Genomic DNA, 14936 nt, shown 5'->3' with positions numbered 1-14936 from the left:
GAGAGCGACCATGACGACCTACTTGAAATGGCGCCAGGGGCTTGCCGGTGTTGGCCTTTTGAGCATGGTGACGCCGGGGCTGGCGTTTGACGATGCCGAGATCACCCGGGGGGAATACCTCTCCCGGGCCGGCGATTGCGTGGCCTGCCACACCGCGCCGGACGGCGAGACGTTCGCCGGGGGCCTGGCGGTGGATAGCCCCTTTGGCGATATCTTCTCGACCAACATCACCCCGGACCCGGAAACCGGCATCGGCAATTACAGCCGTGACGAGTTCGCCGCCGCGCTCAGAGAAGGCGTGCGCGGCGATGGCAAGAAGCTCTACCCGGCCATGCCGTATCCGTCCTACTCGCTGATTACCGACGAGGACATCGACGCCCTCTACGCCTACTTCATGGAAGGGGTGGAGCCGGTGAACAGCGAGCCGCCGCAAACGGATTTGAGCTTTCCGTTCAACCAACGCTGGGGGATCGGGCTCTGGAACTGGCTGTTTACCTCGGACGAGCCCTTCACGCCGGATCCGGAGCGCAGCGATGAACTTAACCGCGGCGCCTATCTGGTCCAGGGGTTGGGTCACTGCGGTAGTTGTCACACTGAACGGGGGCTGTTCTTCCAGGAGAAGGCGCTTTCCGATGGCGATGATGCCTATCTCAGCGGCGAAACGCTGGAGGGATGGTATGCCCCTAGCCTGCGCGGTGATGGTGAAGACGGCAACGCCCTGGCCCGCTGGAGCCAGCAGGATATCGTCGATTACCTGGCCACCGGCCGTAACGACCACAGCGCCGTGGCTGGCGAGATGACCCCGGTGGTGGACCACAGCACCTCACGTCTGGAAGAGCGTGATCTTCACGCCATTGCCAGCTACTTGAAGTCGCTTTCAAGCCCGGATAGCGAGCGTTCGCTGGAACAGCGCCGTCAGGCGGGCCACGAGACCGAGACACGGCTTACCGCCGCCGACGTGGAAGACGATCTTGGCGCGCGGCTTTACCTGGATAACTGCAACGCCTGCCATTTCTCCAACGGCCAAGGCGCGCCGCAGGTCTTTCCATCGCTTGCGGGAAGCTCCATGGTCAACGCCGAGGATCCTACCGGGCTTATCCGGGTAATTCTCTCCGGCGCTCGACTACCGTCCACCGAACAGCGCCCGGCGCGGCTGGCCATGCCGGATTTCGCCTGGCGTCTGTCGGATGACGAGGTGGCCGACGTTGCCAACTTCGTGCGCACCGCCTGGGGGAACGAGGCGGGCGATGTCAGCGCCGGTCAGGTGAGTGACGTGCGCGACGAGCTGCCCGAGGATCGCATCACCAGCGCGCCGGTGATCGACGACTGATTCCGTGGCGCGGGCCAAAAAAAGGGTGCCCCATGGGCACCCTTCTCGACTCGATACCCCACTTGACCGTGGGGTTTTTCATGCTTAGCCCTGCGAGGGAACGTCAGTGGTGGCGTTGAGCGTCTGTTCGCCGGTAGCGCCGTTTTTAGCCTGGAGCTGGCTTAAAGACGTATCGTTGTGAAGCACATTTGAAGCGCTGGAGTCAGCGTGAGAAATCGGCTGACCGGTCGAGCTGTTCTTGGCGATCAGCTGGTCCAGCGAAGCGTTGCGGCCTTCGGTTTGGTGAACGGCATCTGATTCGGGCTGGCCGATGGCGTTCAGCTCGGCAGAACCGCGCTCGGCAAAGGCAGCGCCAGAGACAAGGGCAAGTGCGATGGCGGCAGTAGCAGTCAGTTTTTTCATGGTGGCGTACCTCAAAGTATCGATCGGGTAATTGTGCGGTTCTGATCGCTTCATGCGCTTCAGAATATGCACTCATAGTAGTGTCGGAAAAATAGAATAAAAAGCGCTTAAAATCGACTAGACCGTTCGATTAATTTGATTTTAAAGGGATGGAGAATGCTTTCCAGGAGTGGCAAAGAAGTGACATGGAGATGGCATGAGGGAGGAGGCTTCAGCGTAGGGGGCAGGCAAGGCAGGGGTATCGACCAAAAAAAGGGGTGCCCTACGGGCACCCCTTTTGATCTTGCATGAATTTAACGGCTTGGTTTATTCGCTTGACGCCGCTTTTTATCCCCTTTCTGTGGGCCATCACTGTCGCTCGAGTCGCTTGGCTGGGGCAGGGAAGGCAGCGATTGAGCCATCATTTCCACGCTGTGGCGATAATAAAGCTGGCTCTTGTTGTGCTCGCCAAGGCTTGCATAAAGCCTTGCAAGCTCGGCACACACCTCGCCGCTCGGGCGCTGGCGCTGGCTGGCTTCGAAGTACTCGAGCGCTTTTTCCCACTGACCGGTGCGCAGCGAAAGGCGTCCACAGGCCAGCAGCAGCTCCGGGTCGTTGGGGCGCTCTTGCAGCCACTTCTCCGCCTTGGCGAGCTGACGGGCCGCATCGACCCCCAGCAGGCCGTAGCGCTTCACCAGACGAGCATCCCAATGATGATCCAGAGATTGGCTGAGCAGCCGCTCGGCAATCGTCTCCTCATTGGCGTTGAGCAGCGCATCGGTATACAGCACGATCATTTCGGTGTTGCCGCGCAGGTAGTCCGGCATGTCCGCCCACAGCCCACGCACCCGTTCGATATTGGCCGGGTTGCCGGCCTCGAACACGATCAGCTCACGGTAGGCCTTGAACTCGAGCTGTTCACGCTCTTGCTGGGTAATGAGCTTTCGGGCGGCCAGGCGCGGCACCAGATGACGCAGCCCTTCCCAGTCGTTGACACCCAGATAGACCTGCTTGAGCAGCTTGAGCACCTGCGGATGGTCGGGCAGTTTCTGATCCAGCCGGTTGAGAATCGCCAGGGCCTCCTCGGGTTGCTGGCGGTCGATCATCAGCTGCGCCTGCATCAGGCCCACGGCGGTATCCGCACCATCGGTCGAAAGCTGGGCTTGGTTGAGGTGCTCCTGGGAGCGCTCGTGGTGGCCCTGATAATGCGCGGCCAGTGCCGCAGAAAGATAGTTCACCATGGGAGTACTGGAGTCGTCCGCTGCGCCCGCCAGAGTGCGCTCGGCCTTTTTCCAGCGGCCTTCGGTGAGCGCCACCAGCCCGCGCACCGTGCGCTTCATGGCGCGGCGGTTGCGGGCGCGGGTGTTCCAGGTGCGAAACCGGCCCACCGGGCGAATGATGCCGGTCAAAAGGCGCAGGGCGAAGTGCAGCAAGATGAACGCGCCCAGCAAGAGCACCAGGCCGAACCAGAACGAGGTCTGCACGGACGTATCGCCCACGCGAATCAGCCAGTAGCCGGGCACCGACATCATCAGGTGGCCGAACAGAGCGCCGACGGCCAGTCCTGCCACGATCAGCAGTAGAAGTTTTCTCATTCGTCACCTCCGCCCTGGCGACGCGATTCAAAACGGTTGTCGATAAAGCGGGTCATCGCCTGCTGGGAACCACTGATATCAGGAAGTTCGGGTTCGATCTCGTTTTGCTTGAGCTCCTGCAGGCGCTCGATGACGCTTTGGGTCTCTTCGCGCTCGACGTCATAGTAGCTGTCGAGCAAGGTCAGTGCCTTATCGATACTGGCCTCGAACAGAGGCTGCTCCTCCTTGAGAAGCGCAAGCTGCGCCTGCTCGAGAATCAGGCGCAGGCTCTGACGCAGGTAGGATTCCTGCTCCGGGGTAATCAGTGCTTCCAGCGCTTCATCGTGATGGCGCACCACGACCAGGTCGCGAAGTTCGGCGCCAAAGCGCGCCAGCTGACGCTCGAACGAGCCGCTGGGGGGCTGTTCGATCCCTGAGTTGACCGCACGTTCTTCGATTTCCTGAGAGAGGCGCAGCCCGGCCACACGCTCCTGCTGGGCGTTGAGCGCAAGATAGATACCGGTGCGGTCCACGCGCGGCACGGCGTCCAGCGCGGCCAGTTCACTGGCGATTTCACGACGCACCGGCGTCAGGGCCGGGTTGTCGGCATCCACCAGACGAGCGTCGGCAGTACGCAGCAGCGCCGCGGCACCGTCGACGTCGCCTTCCAGCTGCAGGCGCTGGTTGGCCAGACGCAGCAGATAGGCCGCCTCGGCGTGCAGCCAGTCGCGTTCATCGCTGTCCTGGGCCTGGGAAAGCTGGTCGAGCACCTCCGCCACGGTTTCCTCGACGCTTGCCTGAACGTTTTCAAGCTCGCCTCGAAGCTCGCTGACGGTGCTTTCCAGCGTCTCGCTGCGCTCGCTTTCGCCGCTTTCAAGGCGTGACTCCAGCTCCGTCAGGCTTTGCTGAGTGGCGCTGTCCTGAGTTTGCCGGGCAAGCTCATCGATGCGTGTCTGTTGGCTGTCCAGGCGCTGCCAAAGCTGCCACGCGACAAGGCCGAGTGCCAGCGCAAGAATCAGTACCAGCACGATGGCGATCTTGCCGCCTCCGCCTCCGCCGCTTGATCCGCCATGGGCGCTTGACTTGCCTCTGTCATTTGCCTTGCCATTGCCGTTTGCTCCACCTCTGTCGTTTGACCCGCCGCTGCGGCTTGAAGAGGGGGGCGTGGTGGGCGACGTCGTAGCGCTTGAGGCGTCGGGCTTGCCAGATGATGCCTTGGTACCGGTCGGTGATGTCGCAGCGGGCGCCGATGCGGCAGGTGTTTTATCGGTCACGGTGGACGTGCTGGGCGTGCCTTGTGACGTGGCGTTTGGGCCTGACGCCTCTTGAGCGTTGGCACCGCCTTTGTTGTTGCGCCTGCGCGAGCGACTGTTCTTGGCAGCATAGGCGTCAGAGGCGCTCTTGCCATCGGTCGGCGTCGCTTTTGCATTGGGTGCATCGTCGACCGCGGGCGTCTTGCTCGTCGCCGGCCGGTCTTGAGAGGCATCGGTGGGCGTCTTGTCGGCGCCTTCCTGATCGAGTGGTTGTTTGCTCATCTGTCGCTAGCCCTTGTAAGTTCTTTGATCGACATCGGCACCCCGGGGGTTGCAGGATTCGTTCAGCGCCGCAGTCAGTGCGGCCGGCGATGCGCCCGACGCCACCTTGAGGTCGGAAAACCCCAGCTTGCCGGCCAACGCGGCTAAACGGTGACTGGAAACAATCAGTGGCTGGTTCAACGCTGCCTGATGACACCATTTTGCCAGATATTCAAGCAACTCGCCGCTGGTCACCATCAATGCATGAAAACTGCCACTCGTCAGGCGCCTTTGCAAATCGGCACTGGGTGGCCGGTATGCTCGCCGATAGACCGCCACTCGGGTCAAGGCGCCGCCACGTTCGGTGAGTGTATCGGCCAGCAGGGTACGGCCCCCTTCACCGGCCACCAGCAGCACGCGCTGATGGGTCAGATGCTTGAGCGAGGGCAGGGATAAAAGCGCTTCGCTGGTATCCTCGCCCGCCCGGGGCGGGGGGACGTGAACGCGTACCCCCAGCTCATCGAACAGCACGCCGGCCGTCCCCTGTCCCAGACTGTAAAAATCGATGCCCACCGGCAATTGCGGCCAGTAGCGATCGACCGCCTGGCTCAGGCAGCGAGCCGCAAAGGGGCTTGCCACCACTATCTTATGGTACTGATCGAGATCGAGCCATACGCTTGTCAGCGCCGGGTCTTCGTCCAGCGCTTGAAGCGTCATTACCTCAAGGGATTCAACAAGAACCCCCTGGGCGCGCAACGTCTCTGCCAGCGCCTCGCCGCGCTCGCCGGGCCGACAGATCAGTACCGGCTGACTCATGGGCTGTACGGTCTCATACGCTGTCTTCGTCCTGCTCAAACGTTGTTGCCGTATACCTCGGCGAGGATATCCCCCGCCCCCTGATCCAGCAGATCCTCGGCGACGCGAATGCCCAGCGCCTCGGGCTCATGTATCGAGCCGCGGCCCTCGGCACGCAGTACTTCGGTACCTTCGGGGTTGCCTACCAGACCGCGCAGCCAGATGGTTTCGTTGGCTTTATCCAGCACCGCGTGTCCGGCAATGGGCACCTGACAGCCGCCTTCGAGGCGGGTGTTCATGGCGCGCTCGGCGCGTACCCGGGTGGCGGTATCGGCGTCATCCAGCGGCGTAAGCAGGCTGATCAAGTCCGGGTCGTGCAGCCGGCACTCGATGCCCAGCGCCCCTTGTCCGCAGGCCGGCAGACAGATCTCCGGCGGCAGCTCCTGAGCGATGCGCGCATCGAGTCCCAGGCGCTGGAGCCCGGAAGTGGCGAGGATGATGGCGTCAAACTCGTCGTCGTCGAGCTTCGCCAACCGGGTCTGCACATTGCCGCGCAGATTGAGTATCTCGAGATCCGGGCGTGCCTCGCGCATCTGCAGACCACGGCGCAGGCTGGCGGTGCCGATCCGTGCCCCTTCGGGCAACTCGTCAACGCTTTTGTAACGATTGGAAACGAACGCATCGGTCGGTTCCGCGCCCTCGAGAATCACCGAAAGGCCCAGCCCTTCGGGAAAATGCATGGGCACATCCTTCATCGAATGCACGGCGATGTCGGCGCGGCCATCGAGCATGGCTTCTTCAAGCTCTTTGACGAAAAGAGCTTTTCCGCCGATTTTAGACAGGGGAGTGTCGAGAATCTTGTCCCCCTTGGTCGAGAGGGCGACCAGCTCGACTTCTAAACCGCTATGTGCCGCCATCAGTCGTTCCCGGACGTGCTCAGCTTGCCACATGGCCAATTGGCTTTTACGCGTGGCGATGCGTAGTTTGGTGATGGATGACACGTTATTCTCCCTTTGCCGCTGACACGGCGCGTCGAACTATGATAATTCTCATCATAAAGCACCCGGTCACGCAGTAAAAATAACCAGCCACAATTGGCTAACGTATAATACGGACGACATGCTCAGGTAACGCCCTATGCCCCCTGCTGATCTTCAAGGTGAGCTAGATCAATTTTTCCTGCTGTCGCAGGACATGTTCTGCTGCATCGATTTTGCAGGGACGCTTTTGAATGTTAACCCTACCTTTGGAAACCTGCTGGGATATTCTGCCACAGAGCTGATCGGCCGGCCTTGCGGTGTGATTATCGATCGGCAGGATTATGCGGTGATCGAAAGAGCGCTTGCGCGCATACATCAGGGTGAATTGATCGATGCCTTCGACGTTCGCGCGCGCAGCCAGTCCGGGGAACTCAAGTGGCTGGAGGTGAGCGCCTCCGCCGATGCCGACGTCATCTACGTGATCGCCCGGGACATTACCCGACGCAAGGTTTCCGAGCAGCAGCTGACGCTTCTGGAGCGCAGCGTGGAGTCCAGTACCAACGGGGTGGTGATCGTTGATGCCCGGGCGCCGGATCTGCCCATGGTGTACGTCAACAAGGCCTTCGAGCAAATTACCGGCTACGCGCGCGATGCGGTGATGGGGCGCAACTGTCGTTTCCTGCAGGGCGAGAAGACCGATGCAGCCACGCTCAAGCAGCTGCGCCGGGGTATCAGGGAGCAGCGCGATGTGCACGTGATGCTGCGCAACTACCGCCGCGACGGCACGCTTTTCTGGAATGATCTTTATATTTCCCCGGTACGCGACGACCAGGGGCTGGTGACGCACTTCATCGGCGTGCAAAACGACGTCACCGCCCAGCGCGAGTACCAGGCGCAGCTGCGTCACAATGCCCACCACGACGCCCTGACCGGGTTGCCCAACCGTCAGCTGCTTCATCAGCGCCTGTCTCAGGGCTGCGTGATGGCCAAGCGCTACCAGCGTTATCTGGCGGTGCTGTTCATCGATCTGGACGACTTCAAGCCCATCAACGACTCCCTGGGGCACGACGCCGGCGATTTCATCCTGATCAGCGTGGCGCGGCGTCTGGAAGAGGAACTGCGTCCCTGGGATACCGTGGCTCGCATCGGTGGCGACGAGTTTGTCGTCCTTTTGCCGGATCTGGCGCACGAGCAGGACGTGATGCAGGTCGTGGAGCGTCTGCTGGCTCGCATCGCCGCGCCGTACTGGTATCACGACAACGAGCTTCACCTTACCGCCAGTATCGGTATCGGTACCGACGACGGCAGCCTCGCCAAGCCCCGCACGCTGATTCAGCAGGCGGACCTTGCGATGTACAAGGCCAAGCGCCGCGGACGCAATACCTATCAGTGGTACACCGATGAGCTCAACCGCAAGGTGACCGAGCGGGTCAATCTTCGCCACGCGCTGCAAAAGGCCATCGAACAGGAGCAGTTCGAACTTCACTACCAGCCCCAGATCGATAGCGTTACTGGTCGGGTGGTGGGGGTCGAGGCCCTGATCCGCTGGCAACATCCAACCCAGGGCATCATTTCTCCCGACGAGTTCATCAGTCTGTCCGAGGAGACCGGCCAGATCATTCCCATCAGCGAGTGGGTGTTGAACCGCGCCTGCCGGGATGCGGTATATCTCAACGACAGCGCGCATGGCCCGATCACCATGGCCGTCAATGTCTCCCCGATGCAGTTTCAGCGCCCGGGGTTTGTCGCCTCGATCGAAAAAGTGCTGGAACAGAGCGGCCTGGCCCCGACACTTCTGGAAATCGAGATTACCGAAGGCGTACTCATGGACAGTGCCGAGCACGCCATTGGTGCCATCAACGGGTTGCGCGAACTGGGCGTTCACATTGCGCTGGACGATTTCGGCACCGGCTTTTCAAGCTTGAGCTATCTCAAGCGCCTGCCCATCAACAAGCTCAAGATCGATCGTTCGTTCATTCGAGATGTGACCAGTGACGAGAACGACGCCGCCATTGTCGAAGGGGTCATCACCATGGCGTCGAAACTGGGGCTTACGGTACTGATCGAAGGTGTGGAAACCGCCGAGCAGTTTCGTTATCTGCGCGAAAGGCATCCCACCTACCTGCAGGGCTACTACTTCGCCCGGCCGATTCCGCTGGATGAGCTCACCGCGTACCTGGACCGTCTTGATCGCCATACCGTCTTGCTGGATCAACCGGGTGCTTGAAACGCACGCGCAAACCCCGTGCCGCGAACAGGGTCGACTCTGGTACACTCGTCGACAACGACTCCCCTGATTTTGTCACTTTCGTTTTGTCAGCAGGAACCCTCGATGACCCAAGCTACGAATCAATCCTGGGGCGGACGCTTCAGCGAGCCCACCGACGCCTTTGTTGCCCGCTTTACCTCCTCCGTGAACTTCGATCAGCGCCTGGCCCCCCAGGACATTCAGGGCTCGATCGCCCACGCCACCATGCTCAGCAGAGTCGGCGTCTTGAGCAGTGAAGAGTGCGACGCCATCGTCAACGGGCTGACCGAGATTCGGGGCGAGATCGAGCGCAATGAATTCGAGTGGTCGGTGCCGCTTGAAGACGTGCACATGAACATCGAGGCGCGCTTGACCCAAAAGATCGGCATTACCGGCAAGAAGCTGCACACCGGGCGCTCGCGCAACGATCAGGTGGCGACCGACATCCGCCTGTTCATGCGCGACGCCATCGACATGATCGACGCCGAGCTCACCCGCCTGCGCGACGGCATGATCGAGCTTGCCGAGGGTGAGGCCGACACCATCATGCCCGGTTTCACCCACCTGCAGACCGCTCAGCCGGTGACGTTTGGTCACCACCTGCTGGCCTGGCAGGAGATGCTCACCCGCGATCACGAGCGCCTGTTGGATACCCGCAAGCGCGTCAACGTGCTGCCGCTGGGGGCGGCGGCGCTGGCCGGCACCACTTACCCGATCGATCGTCACGTCACCGCCGAACTTCTGGGCTTTTCACGCCCGGCGGAAAATTCGCTGGACGCCGTGTCGGATCGCGACTTTGCCATCGAATTCACAAGCTTCGCCAGCATCCTCTTGATGCACCTGTCGCGCATGAGCGAGGAGCTCGTGCTCTGGACCAGTGCTCAGTTCGACTTCATCGACTTGCCGGATCGTTTCTGCACCGGCTCATCGATCATGCCGCAGAAGAAGAATCCGGACGTGCCGGAGCTTGTTCGCGGCAAGACCGGGCGCGTCTATGGTCACCTGATGGGCCTTCTGACGCTGATGAAATCCCAGCCGCTGGCTTACAACAAGGACAACCAGGAAGACAAGGAGCCCTTGTTCGACGCTGTGGACACGGTGCTGGACTGCCTGAAGGCCTTCGCCGACATGGTGCCTGCCATCGAGCCGAAAAAGGCGAGCATGTATGAGGCGGCGCGGCGCGGCTTCTCCACGGCGACGGATCTTGCCGATTATCTGGTACGCAAGGGCGTGGCGTTTCGCGATGCCCACGAGATCGTCGGCCAGTCGGTGGCGTTTGGCCTGAAAGAGAAAAAGGATCTTTCCGAGATGAGCCTGGATGAGCTCAAGGTCTTCTCCGACATCATCGAGGAGGACGTGTTCGAGGTGCTGACCCTGGAAGGCTCGGTGGCGGCGCGTAATCATATCGGCGGCACCGCCCCGGATCAGGTGCGCGCTGCCGCCAGCCGTGCCCGTGAGGCGCTGAAAGCGCAGCGGGAGTCGGTATGAGAGCATGTCTGCTGATCATGGCCATGGCCTTGTTGATGGCCGGTTGCGGGCAGAAGGGCCCGCTTTATCTGCCCGATGAATCAAGCCGGAACGCGGCTAGCCAGCAGGAGGGGTAATGGATCATTTCAACTACCGCGACGGTGTGCTGTTCGCCGAAGAGGTGGCGCTGACACGTATCGCTGACGAGGTGGGCACGCCTTGCTACGTCTACTCCCGAGCCACACTGGAGCGTCACTTTCGCGCCTATACCGAAGCCCTGGGCGGCCATTCTCACCTGATCTGCTATGCGGTGAAGGCCAACTCCAACCTGGCGGTGCTGGGGCTTCTGGCGCGCCTTGGCGCGGGTTTCGATATCGTCTCCGTGGGCGAGCTCGAGCGGGTGCTCAAGGCCGGCGGCGACCCGGCCAAGGTGGTCTTCTCCGGTGTGGCCAAGCGTAGTGATGAAATGGCCCGGGCGCTCGAGGTGGGCATCAAGTGCTTCAACGTGGAGTCCGCGCCGGAACTCGAGCGCCTGAATCAGGTGGCCGGAGAGCTGAATACGGTGGCGCCGGTCTCGCTTCGCGTCAATCCGGACGTGGACGCTGGCACCCACCCGTATATCTCCACCGGGCTCAAGGACAACAAGTTCGGCATTGCGGTGAGTGATGCGCTTGAGGTCTACGAGCTCGCCGCGCGCCTGCCGCACCTCAGGGTGGTCGGGCTCGATTGTCATATCGGCTCGCAGCTCACCGAGACCGCGCCATTTCTGGACGCCCTGGAGCGGCTTCTGGTGCTCATGGAACGGCTTCGCGAGCGCGGCATCGAGATCGAGCACCTGGATCTTGGCGGCGGGCTGGGTGTGCCCTACCGTGATGAGACCCCGCCCCAGCCCTTCGATTACGCCAGCAAGCTTCTCGACCGGCTGTCGCGCTGGGAAGGCGGCGAGAACCTGACATTATTGTTCGAACCCGGACGCTCCATCGCTGCCAATGCCGGGGTGATGCTGACCCGGGTGGAGTTTCTGAAGCCCGGCGAGACCAAGAACTTCGCTATCGTCGACGCCGCCATGAACGACTTGATCCGCCCGGCGCTTTACCAGGCGTGGCAGGCGATCATCCCGGTGGATACCCGCGGTTCCCGGCCCAAAGCAGTGTATGACGTCGTCGGCCCCGTCTGCGAAACCGGCGATTTTCTGGGCAAGGAGCGCGAACTGGCGCTTGTCGAAGGCGACCTGTTGGCGGTGCGCTCGGCCGGCGCCTACGGTTTCGTCATGGCGTCCAACTACAATAGTCGCCCCCGGCCCGCCGAAGTGATGGTGGACGGCGGTGGCTTTCACGTCGTCCGCGCCCGGGAAACGCTGGAAAGTCTGTGGGCCGGTGAGACGTTACTGCCAACCGAGGCGTCTTGATGCTTCTTCATTTCACCAAAATGCACGGCCTGGGCAACGACTTCATGGTGATCGATCTGGTCACCCAGCGGGCCCGGCTGACCGATGAGCTGATTGCGCGCCTGGCCGACCGACGCTTCGGCATCGGTTTCGACCAGCTGCTGGTGGTCGAACCACCTCGCGATCCGGACATGGATTTTCGCTATCGCATCTTCAATGCCGACGGCAGCGAAGTGGAAAACTGCGGCAACGGCGCGCGCTGCTTTGCGCGCTTCGTGCGTGAACAGCGCCTGACCCACAAGCACGAGATTCGGGTGGAAACCGCCGGCGGGCCGCTCACGCTTCACGTTCAGCAGGATAACCTGGTGCGGGTAGATATGGGGCGGCCGCGTTTTGACCCGGCAGCACTGCCCTTTGAGGCGACACAAGACGTTCCGCTTCACGCGATCGAGGTGGCCGGGGAGACGCTCGGGATCGGGGCCGTCTCCATGGGCAACCCCCACGCGGTACTCACGGTGGAGAGCGTAGAGCATGCCCCGGTTGAACGTCTGGGCCCTCTGCTGGAGGCCCATCCGCGTTTCGCCCGGCGGGTGAACGTCGGCTTCATGCAGGTGGTATCGGAAGGCGAGATTCGCCTGCGCGTCTTCGAGCGCGGCAGCGGTGAGACGCTGGCCTGCGGGACCGGGGCCTGTGCGGCGGTGGCCAGCGGTATTCGCCAGGGGCTCTTGAAAAGCCCGGTGACGGTACACCTGCCTGGCGGAACGCTGCTCATCGAGTGGCCCGACATGGACGGGTCGCTTGTCATGGTCGGTCCGGCCACCCGCGTGTTCGATGGCCGCGTGACGCTCAACTAACCCAAGGAGAATGGTGATGTCGCAAGCCCCAGAGCCGCGCAAGACGCTCGACCCGGATCAGGTCGCGTTTTGGCTGGCCCGTCACCCGGACTTTTTTGTCGGCCGGGAAGGCTTACTGCAGCAGCTCAAGGTGCCCCACCCCTATATCGACGGGGCCGTCTCGCTTCTGGAGCGGCTGGTACTGGACCTTCGCCAACGCGCAGACAACGCCGAGGGCCGCCTTGAGCATCTGCTGGAGACCGCCCGGCACAATGAGGCGCAGTACCGGCGCCTGCGCGAAACGCTGCTGGCGCTGACGGAGGCCGAGGATCGCGACGCCCTGGCCCAGGCGCTGGCCATCCAGCTCAGCGAGCGTTTCGATACCCCGGCCATGGCGCTTTGGTGTCCGTCCTCGTTGAGCGACGACGAGCCCGCGCTTCCCCAGCCACCGCGCCATGTGCTGGACCAGCGCGCGTCCACGCGCCTGACCGCGCTGCTGGATGGCCGCACCAGCCGTTGCGTCAAGCTGAGCGTGAGCGACTGGAAGTGCTTGCTGCCCCATACCAAGGCGCCGCGCAAGGCGGGCTCCTGCGCCATCTCGCGGCTGTCGGCGGGCGAGCCCATGGGCTATCTGCTGCTGGCAAGCCCGGATGCCGAGTGCTACCGGGCAAGCATGGATACGCTGTTCACCGAGTACCTGGGCGATATCGTTGCACGGCTTCTACAGCGTCTGGGCCAACATGGCTAGCCCGGCGCTGGTCGATGCCATCGACGCCTATCTGGCCAAGCTTGCAAGCTATGCAAGCCCGGCAACGGTAGCGGGCTACCGGCAGGACCTGACGGCCTTCGCCCGGTTTGCCGAACAGCGCGAGGTGATTTGGGTTCAGGGCATCGATACGCCGCTGGCACGCGCTTTTCTGGGCGCAGAGCGAAGCCGCGGGCTTGCGCCACGAAGCCTGGCTCGCCGCCGCGCGGCGCTTTCCCGCTTTGCCGATGCCCTGGTAAGCCAGGGGGAACTTGCGGACAACCCGGTCAAGCTTTTGCGCACGCCAAGACAGCCCAGCCACCTTCCCAGGCCGCTGGACGTGGATACGCTCGCGCAGTTTCTGGATACTCCCCATGACGGCTCGCCCATGGCCCTTCGCGACCAGGCAATGCTGGAGCTTTTCTACTCGAGCGGGCTGCGTCTGGCCGAGCTTGCCGCCCTTGATACACACAACCTGAATGCTCAGTTCGTGCGCGTACTGGGCAAGGGGGGCAAGCCCCGCCAAGTACCGGTAGGCAGGCGCGCCCGCACCGCGCTGGCCCAGTGGCTTGACTCTCGAAATGCCTGGGCATCGCAGGACGAAAAGGCGCTGTTTGTCGGCCGGCGCGGCAAGCGTCTGGGCCACCGCGCCATTCAAAAGCGCCTGGCGCAGCTTTCTATCGAGCGCAGCCTGCCCGAGCACTTGCACCCGCACCGGCTGCGCCACTCCTTTGCCAGCCACCTGCTGGAGTCGAGCCAGGATCTGCGCGCGGTGCAGGAGCTTTTGGGTCACGCCAACCTGGCCACCACCCAGGTCTACACCCGTCTTGACTGGCAGCATCTGGCCCAGAGCTACGACGCCGCCCACCCCCGTGCCAAACGCCGCCCCCGGAGCGAGCCATGACCGAACCAAGAGCCGAACCAAGAGCCGAGCTAAAAGCCATCACCTTCGATCTCGACGATACGCTTTGGGATAATCACGGCGTGATGCTGAAAACCGAGCAGGGCCACTACCATTGGCTGTTGAGCGCGCTGGCCGAGTGGCAGCGCGCGCGCGGCGAAGCGCCGCTTGCGATCGACTTCGAAGAAGGTCTGGCGGATTACCTGACAAGGCGTCAGGCACTTGCAAAAGCGACCCCCAAGCGCCGGGGCGACTTCACCTGGCTGCGCCTTCGCGCCCTCGAGGCGCAGTTGGAGGCGGCGGGGCTTACGCGCAGTAGCGCCATTTTGTGGGCGGCGGCGGCGATGAACGAGTTCCACCGCCTGCGCGTGCAGGTGACGCCGCACCCGGAAGCCACCGAGCTACTCGAGACGCTGGGCCAGCGCTTTCACCTGGCGGCGATCACCAACGGCAATATTCACCTCAAGCGCCAGCCCCTGGCCGCCTACTTTCCCATCGCCGTGGCGGCCGGGGAGCTTTTTGCGCCCAAGCCCGACCCCCATGCGTTCGTCACCGTGCTCGAACAAATGAACGTCGACCCACAAAACGCCATGCACGTCGGCGACTCCTGGGAAGAAGACGTGCTGCCCGCCAGCCGCTTGGGGATGCACGCGGTGTGGATCGCCGCCGAGAGCAACCAGGCGCTGCCCAGCCGTGTTTACCGGCTGAGCCATGTCAAGGAGCTGCCCGCGCTGATCGAACGGCTGGAGAACGCGGCGGGCTGAATTATTGGACTGAGTGA

14 protein-coding genes are annotated in these 14936 nt (G+C 62.5%); 9 read left to right on the top strand and 5 right to left on the bottom strand.

What is annotated here, in order from left to right:
- Positions 1 to 10: 10 nt before the first annotated feature.
- Positions 11 to 1330, top strand: a complete 1320-nt coding sequence (locus tag ACWF8S_RS16815) for a c-type cytochrome (RefSeq protein ID WP_447554607.1) — start codon at positions 11 to 13, stop codon at positions 1328 to 1330.
- A gap of 84 nt (positions 1331 to 1414) precedes the next feature.
- Here ACWF8S_RS16815 and ACWF8S_RS16810 read toward each other — a convergent pair whose 3' ends face one another.
- From ACWF8S_RS16810 to hemC, 5 genes are all read right to left on the bottom strand, one after another.
- On the bottom strand, positions 1415 to 1732 hold the full coding sequence (locus tag ACWF8S_RS16810; RefSeq protein ID WP_447554606.1) for a hypothetical protein: 318 nt from the start codon (positions 1730 to 1732) through the stop codon (positions 1415 to 1417).
- A gap of 293 nt (positions 1733 to 2025) precedes the next feature.
- Entirely contained in the window at positions 2026 to 3306 is a 1281-nt protein-coding gene (locus ACWF8S_RS16805) for a heme biosynthesis HemY N-terminal domain-containing protein (RefSeq protein WP_447554605.1), read from the bottom strand.
- Positions 3303 to 4820, bottom strand: a complete 1518-nt coding sequence (locus ACWF8S_RS16800; RefSeq protein WP_447554604.1) for a uroporphyrinogen-III C-methyltransferase — start codon at positions 4818 to 4820, stop codon at positions 3303 to 3305. Before ACWF8S_RS16800 ends, ACWF8S_RS16805 begins: the two co-directional genes overlap by 4 nt.
- Before the next feature lie 6 nt (positions 4821 to 4826).
- Entirely contained in the window at positions 4827 to 5615 is a 789-nt protein-coding gene (locus tag ACWF8S_RS16795; RefSeq protein ID WP_447554603.1) for a uroporphyrinogen-III synthase, read from the bottom strand.
- Between the two features lie 35 nt (positions 5616 to 5650).
- The gene (gene hemC, locus ACWF8S_RS16790) at positions 5651 to 6595 is read right to left on the bottom strand and encodes a hydroxymethylbilane synthase (RefSeq protein WP_447554602.1); all 945 of its coding nucleotides are present in this window, start codon (positions 6593 to 6595) and stop codon (positions 5651 to 5653) included.
- Positions 6596 to 6731: 136 nt separating this feature from the next.
- On the opposite strand from hemC, the gene ACWF8S_RS16785 reads away from it, so the two are divergent.
- From ACWF8S_RS16785 to ACWF8S_RS16750, 8 genes are all read left to right on the top strand, one after another.
- Positions 6732 to 8801 (top strand): putative bifunctional diguanylate cyclase/phosphodiesterase, encoded by a 2070-nt coding sequence (locus tag ACWF8S_RS16785; RefSeq protein WP_447554601.1) that lies wholly within the window; start codon positions 6732 to 6734, stop codon positions 8799 to 8801.
- Between the two features lie 105 nt (positions 8802 to 8906).
- Complete coding sequence (gene argH / locus ACWF8S_RS16780; RefSeq protein ID WP_447554600.1) at positions 8907 to 10310, top strand: argininosuccinate lyase; 1404 nt, start codon at positions 8907 to 8909, stop codon at positions 10308 to 10310.
- On the top strand, positions 10307 to 10426 hold the full coding sequence (lptM, locus tag ACWF8S_RS16775; protein ID WP_447554599.1) for an LPS translocon maturation chaperone LptM: 120 nt from the start codon (positions 10307 to 10309) through the stop codon (positions 10424 to 10426). Before argH ends, lptM begins: the two co-directional genes overlap by 4 nt.
- Positions 10426 to 11697 carry a diaminopimelate decarboxylase gene (lysA, locus tag ACWF8S_RS16770; protein WP_447554597.1) on the top strand — a complete coding sequence of 424 codons (1272 nt, stop codon included), beginning with the start codon at positions 10426 to 10428 and terminating at the stop codon, positions 11695 to 11697. Before lptM ends, lysA begins: the two co-directional genes overlap by 1 nt.
- Entirely contained in the window at positions 11697 to 12530 is an 834-nt protein-coding gene (gene dapF, locus ACWF8S_RS16765) for a diaminopimelate epimerase (RefSeq protein WP_447554596.1), read from the top strand. Before lysA ends, dapF begins: the two co-directional genes overlap by 1 nt.
- 16 nt (positions 12531 to 12546) lie before the next feature.
- The gene (locus ACWF8S_RS16760; RefSeq protein WP_447554595.1) at positions 12547 to 13257 is read left to right on the top strand and encodes a DUF484 family protein; all 711 of its coding nucleotides are present in this window, start codon (positions 12547 to 12549) and stop codon (positions 13255 to 13257) included.
- Entirely contained in the window at positions 13250 to 14158 is a 909-nt protein-coding gene (locus ACWF8S_RS16755; RefSeq protein WP_447556629.1) for a tyrosine recombinase XerC, read from the top strand. The genes ACWF8S_RS16760 and ACWF8S_RS16755 overlap by 8 nt, the downstream gene beginning before the upstream one ends.
- On the top strand, positions 14155 to 14919 hold the full coding sequence (locus ACWF8S_RS16750) for an HAD family hydrolase (RefSeq protein WP_447554594.1): 765 nt from the start codon (positions 14155 to 14157) through the stop codon (positions 14917 to 14919). Before ACWF8S_RS16755 ends, ACWF8S_RS16750 begins: the two co-directional genes overlap by 4 nt.
- The last annotated feature ends 17 nt before the right edge of the window (positions 14920 to 14936 follow it).

The sequence above is a fragment of the Vreelandella xerophytica genome (assembly GCF_968048975.1).
The sequence above is the reverse complement of the archived record's forward strand: the minus strand, read 5'-3'. Positions and strand labels throughout refer to the sequence as shown.

Bases quoted from the DNA above. Each gene is read 5' to 3' on its own strand.
- ACWF8S_RS16815 (WP_447554607.1), top strand. From the start codon at position 11: ATGACGACCTACTTGAAATGGCGCCAGGGGCTTGCCGGTGTTGGCCTT.
- ACWF8S_RS16810 (WP_447554606.1), bottom strand. From the start codon at position 1,732: ATGAAAAAACTGACTGCTACTGCCGCCATCGCACTTGCCCTTGTCTCT.
- ACWF8S_RS16805 (WP_447554605.1), bottom strand. From the start codon at position 3,306: ATGAGAAAACTTCTACTGCTGATCGTGGCAGGACTGGCCGTCGGCGCT.
- ACWF8S_RS16800 (WP_447554604.1), bottom strand. From the start codon at position 4,820: ATGAGCAAACAACCACTCGATCAGGAAGGCGCCGACAAGACGCCCACC.
- ACWF8S_RS16795 (WP_447554603.1), bottom strand. From the start codon at position 5,615: ATGAGTCAGCCGGTACTGATCTGTCGGCCCGGCGAGCGCGGCGAGGCG.
- ACWF8S_RS16785 (WP_447554601.1), top strand. From the start codon at position 6,732: ATGCCCCCTGCTGATCTTCAAGGTGAGCTAGATCAATTTTTCCTGCTG.
- argH (WP_447554600.1), top strand. From the start codon at position 8,907: ATGACCCAAGCTACGAATCAATCCTGGGGCGGACGCTTCAGCGAGCCC.
- lptM (WP_447554599.1), top strand. From the start codon at position 10,307: ATGAGAGCATGTCTGCTGATCATGGCCATGGCCTTGTTGATGGCCGGT.
- lysA (WP_447554597.1), top strand. From the start codon at position 10,426: ATGGATCATTTCAACTACCGCGACGGTGTGCTGTTCGCCGAAGAGGTG.
- dapF (WP_447554596.1), top strand. From the start codon at position 11,697: ATGCTTCTTCATTTCACCAAAATGCACGGCCTGGGCAACGACTTCATG.
- ACWF8S_RS16760 (WP_447554595.1), top strand. From the start codon at position 12,547: ATGTCGCAAGCCCCAGAGCCGCGCAAGACGCTCGACCCGGATCAGGTC.
- ACWF8S_RS16755 (WP_447556629.1), top strand. From the start codon at position 13,250: ATGGCTAGCCCGGCGCTGGTCGATGCCATCGACGCCTATCTGGCCAAG.
- ACWF8S_RS16750 (WP_447554594.1), top strand. From the start codon at position 14,155: ATGACCGAACCAAGAGCCGAACCAAGAGCCGAGCTAAAAGCCATCACC.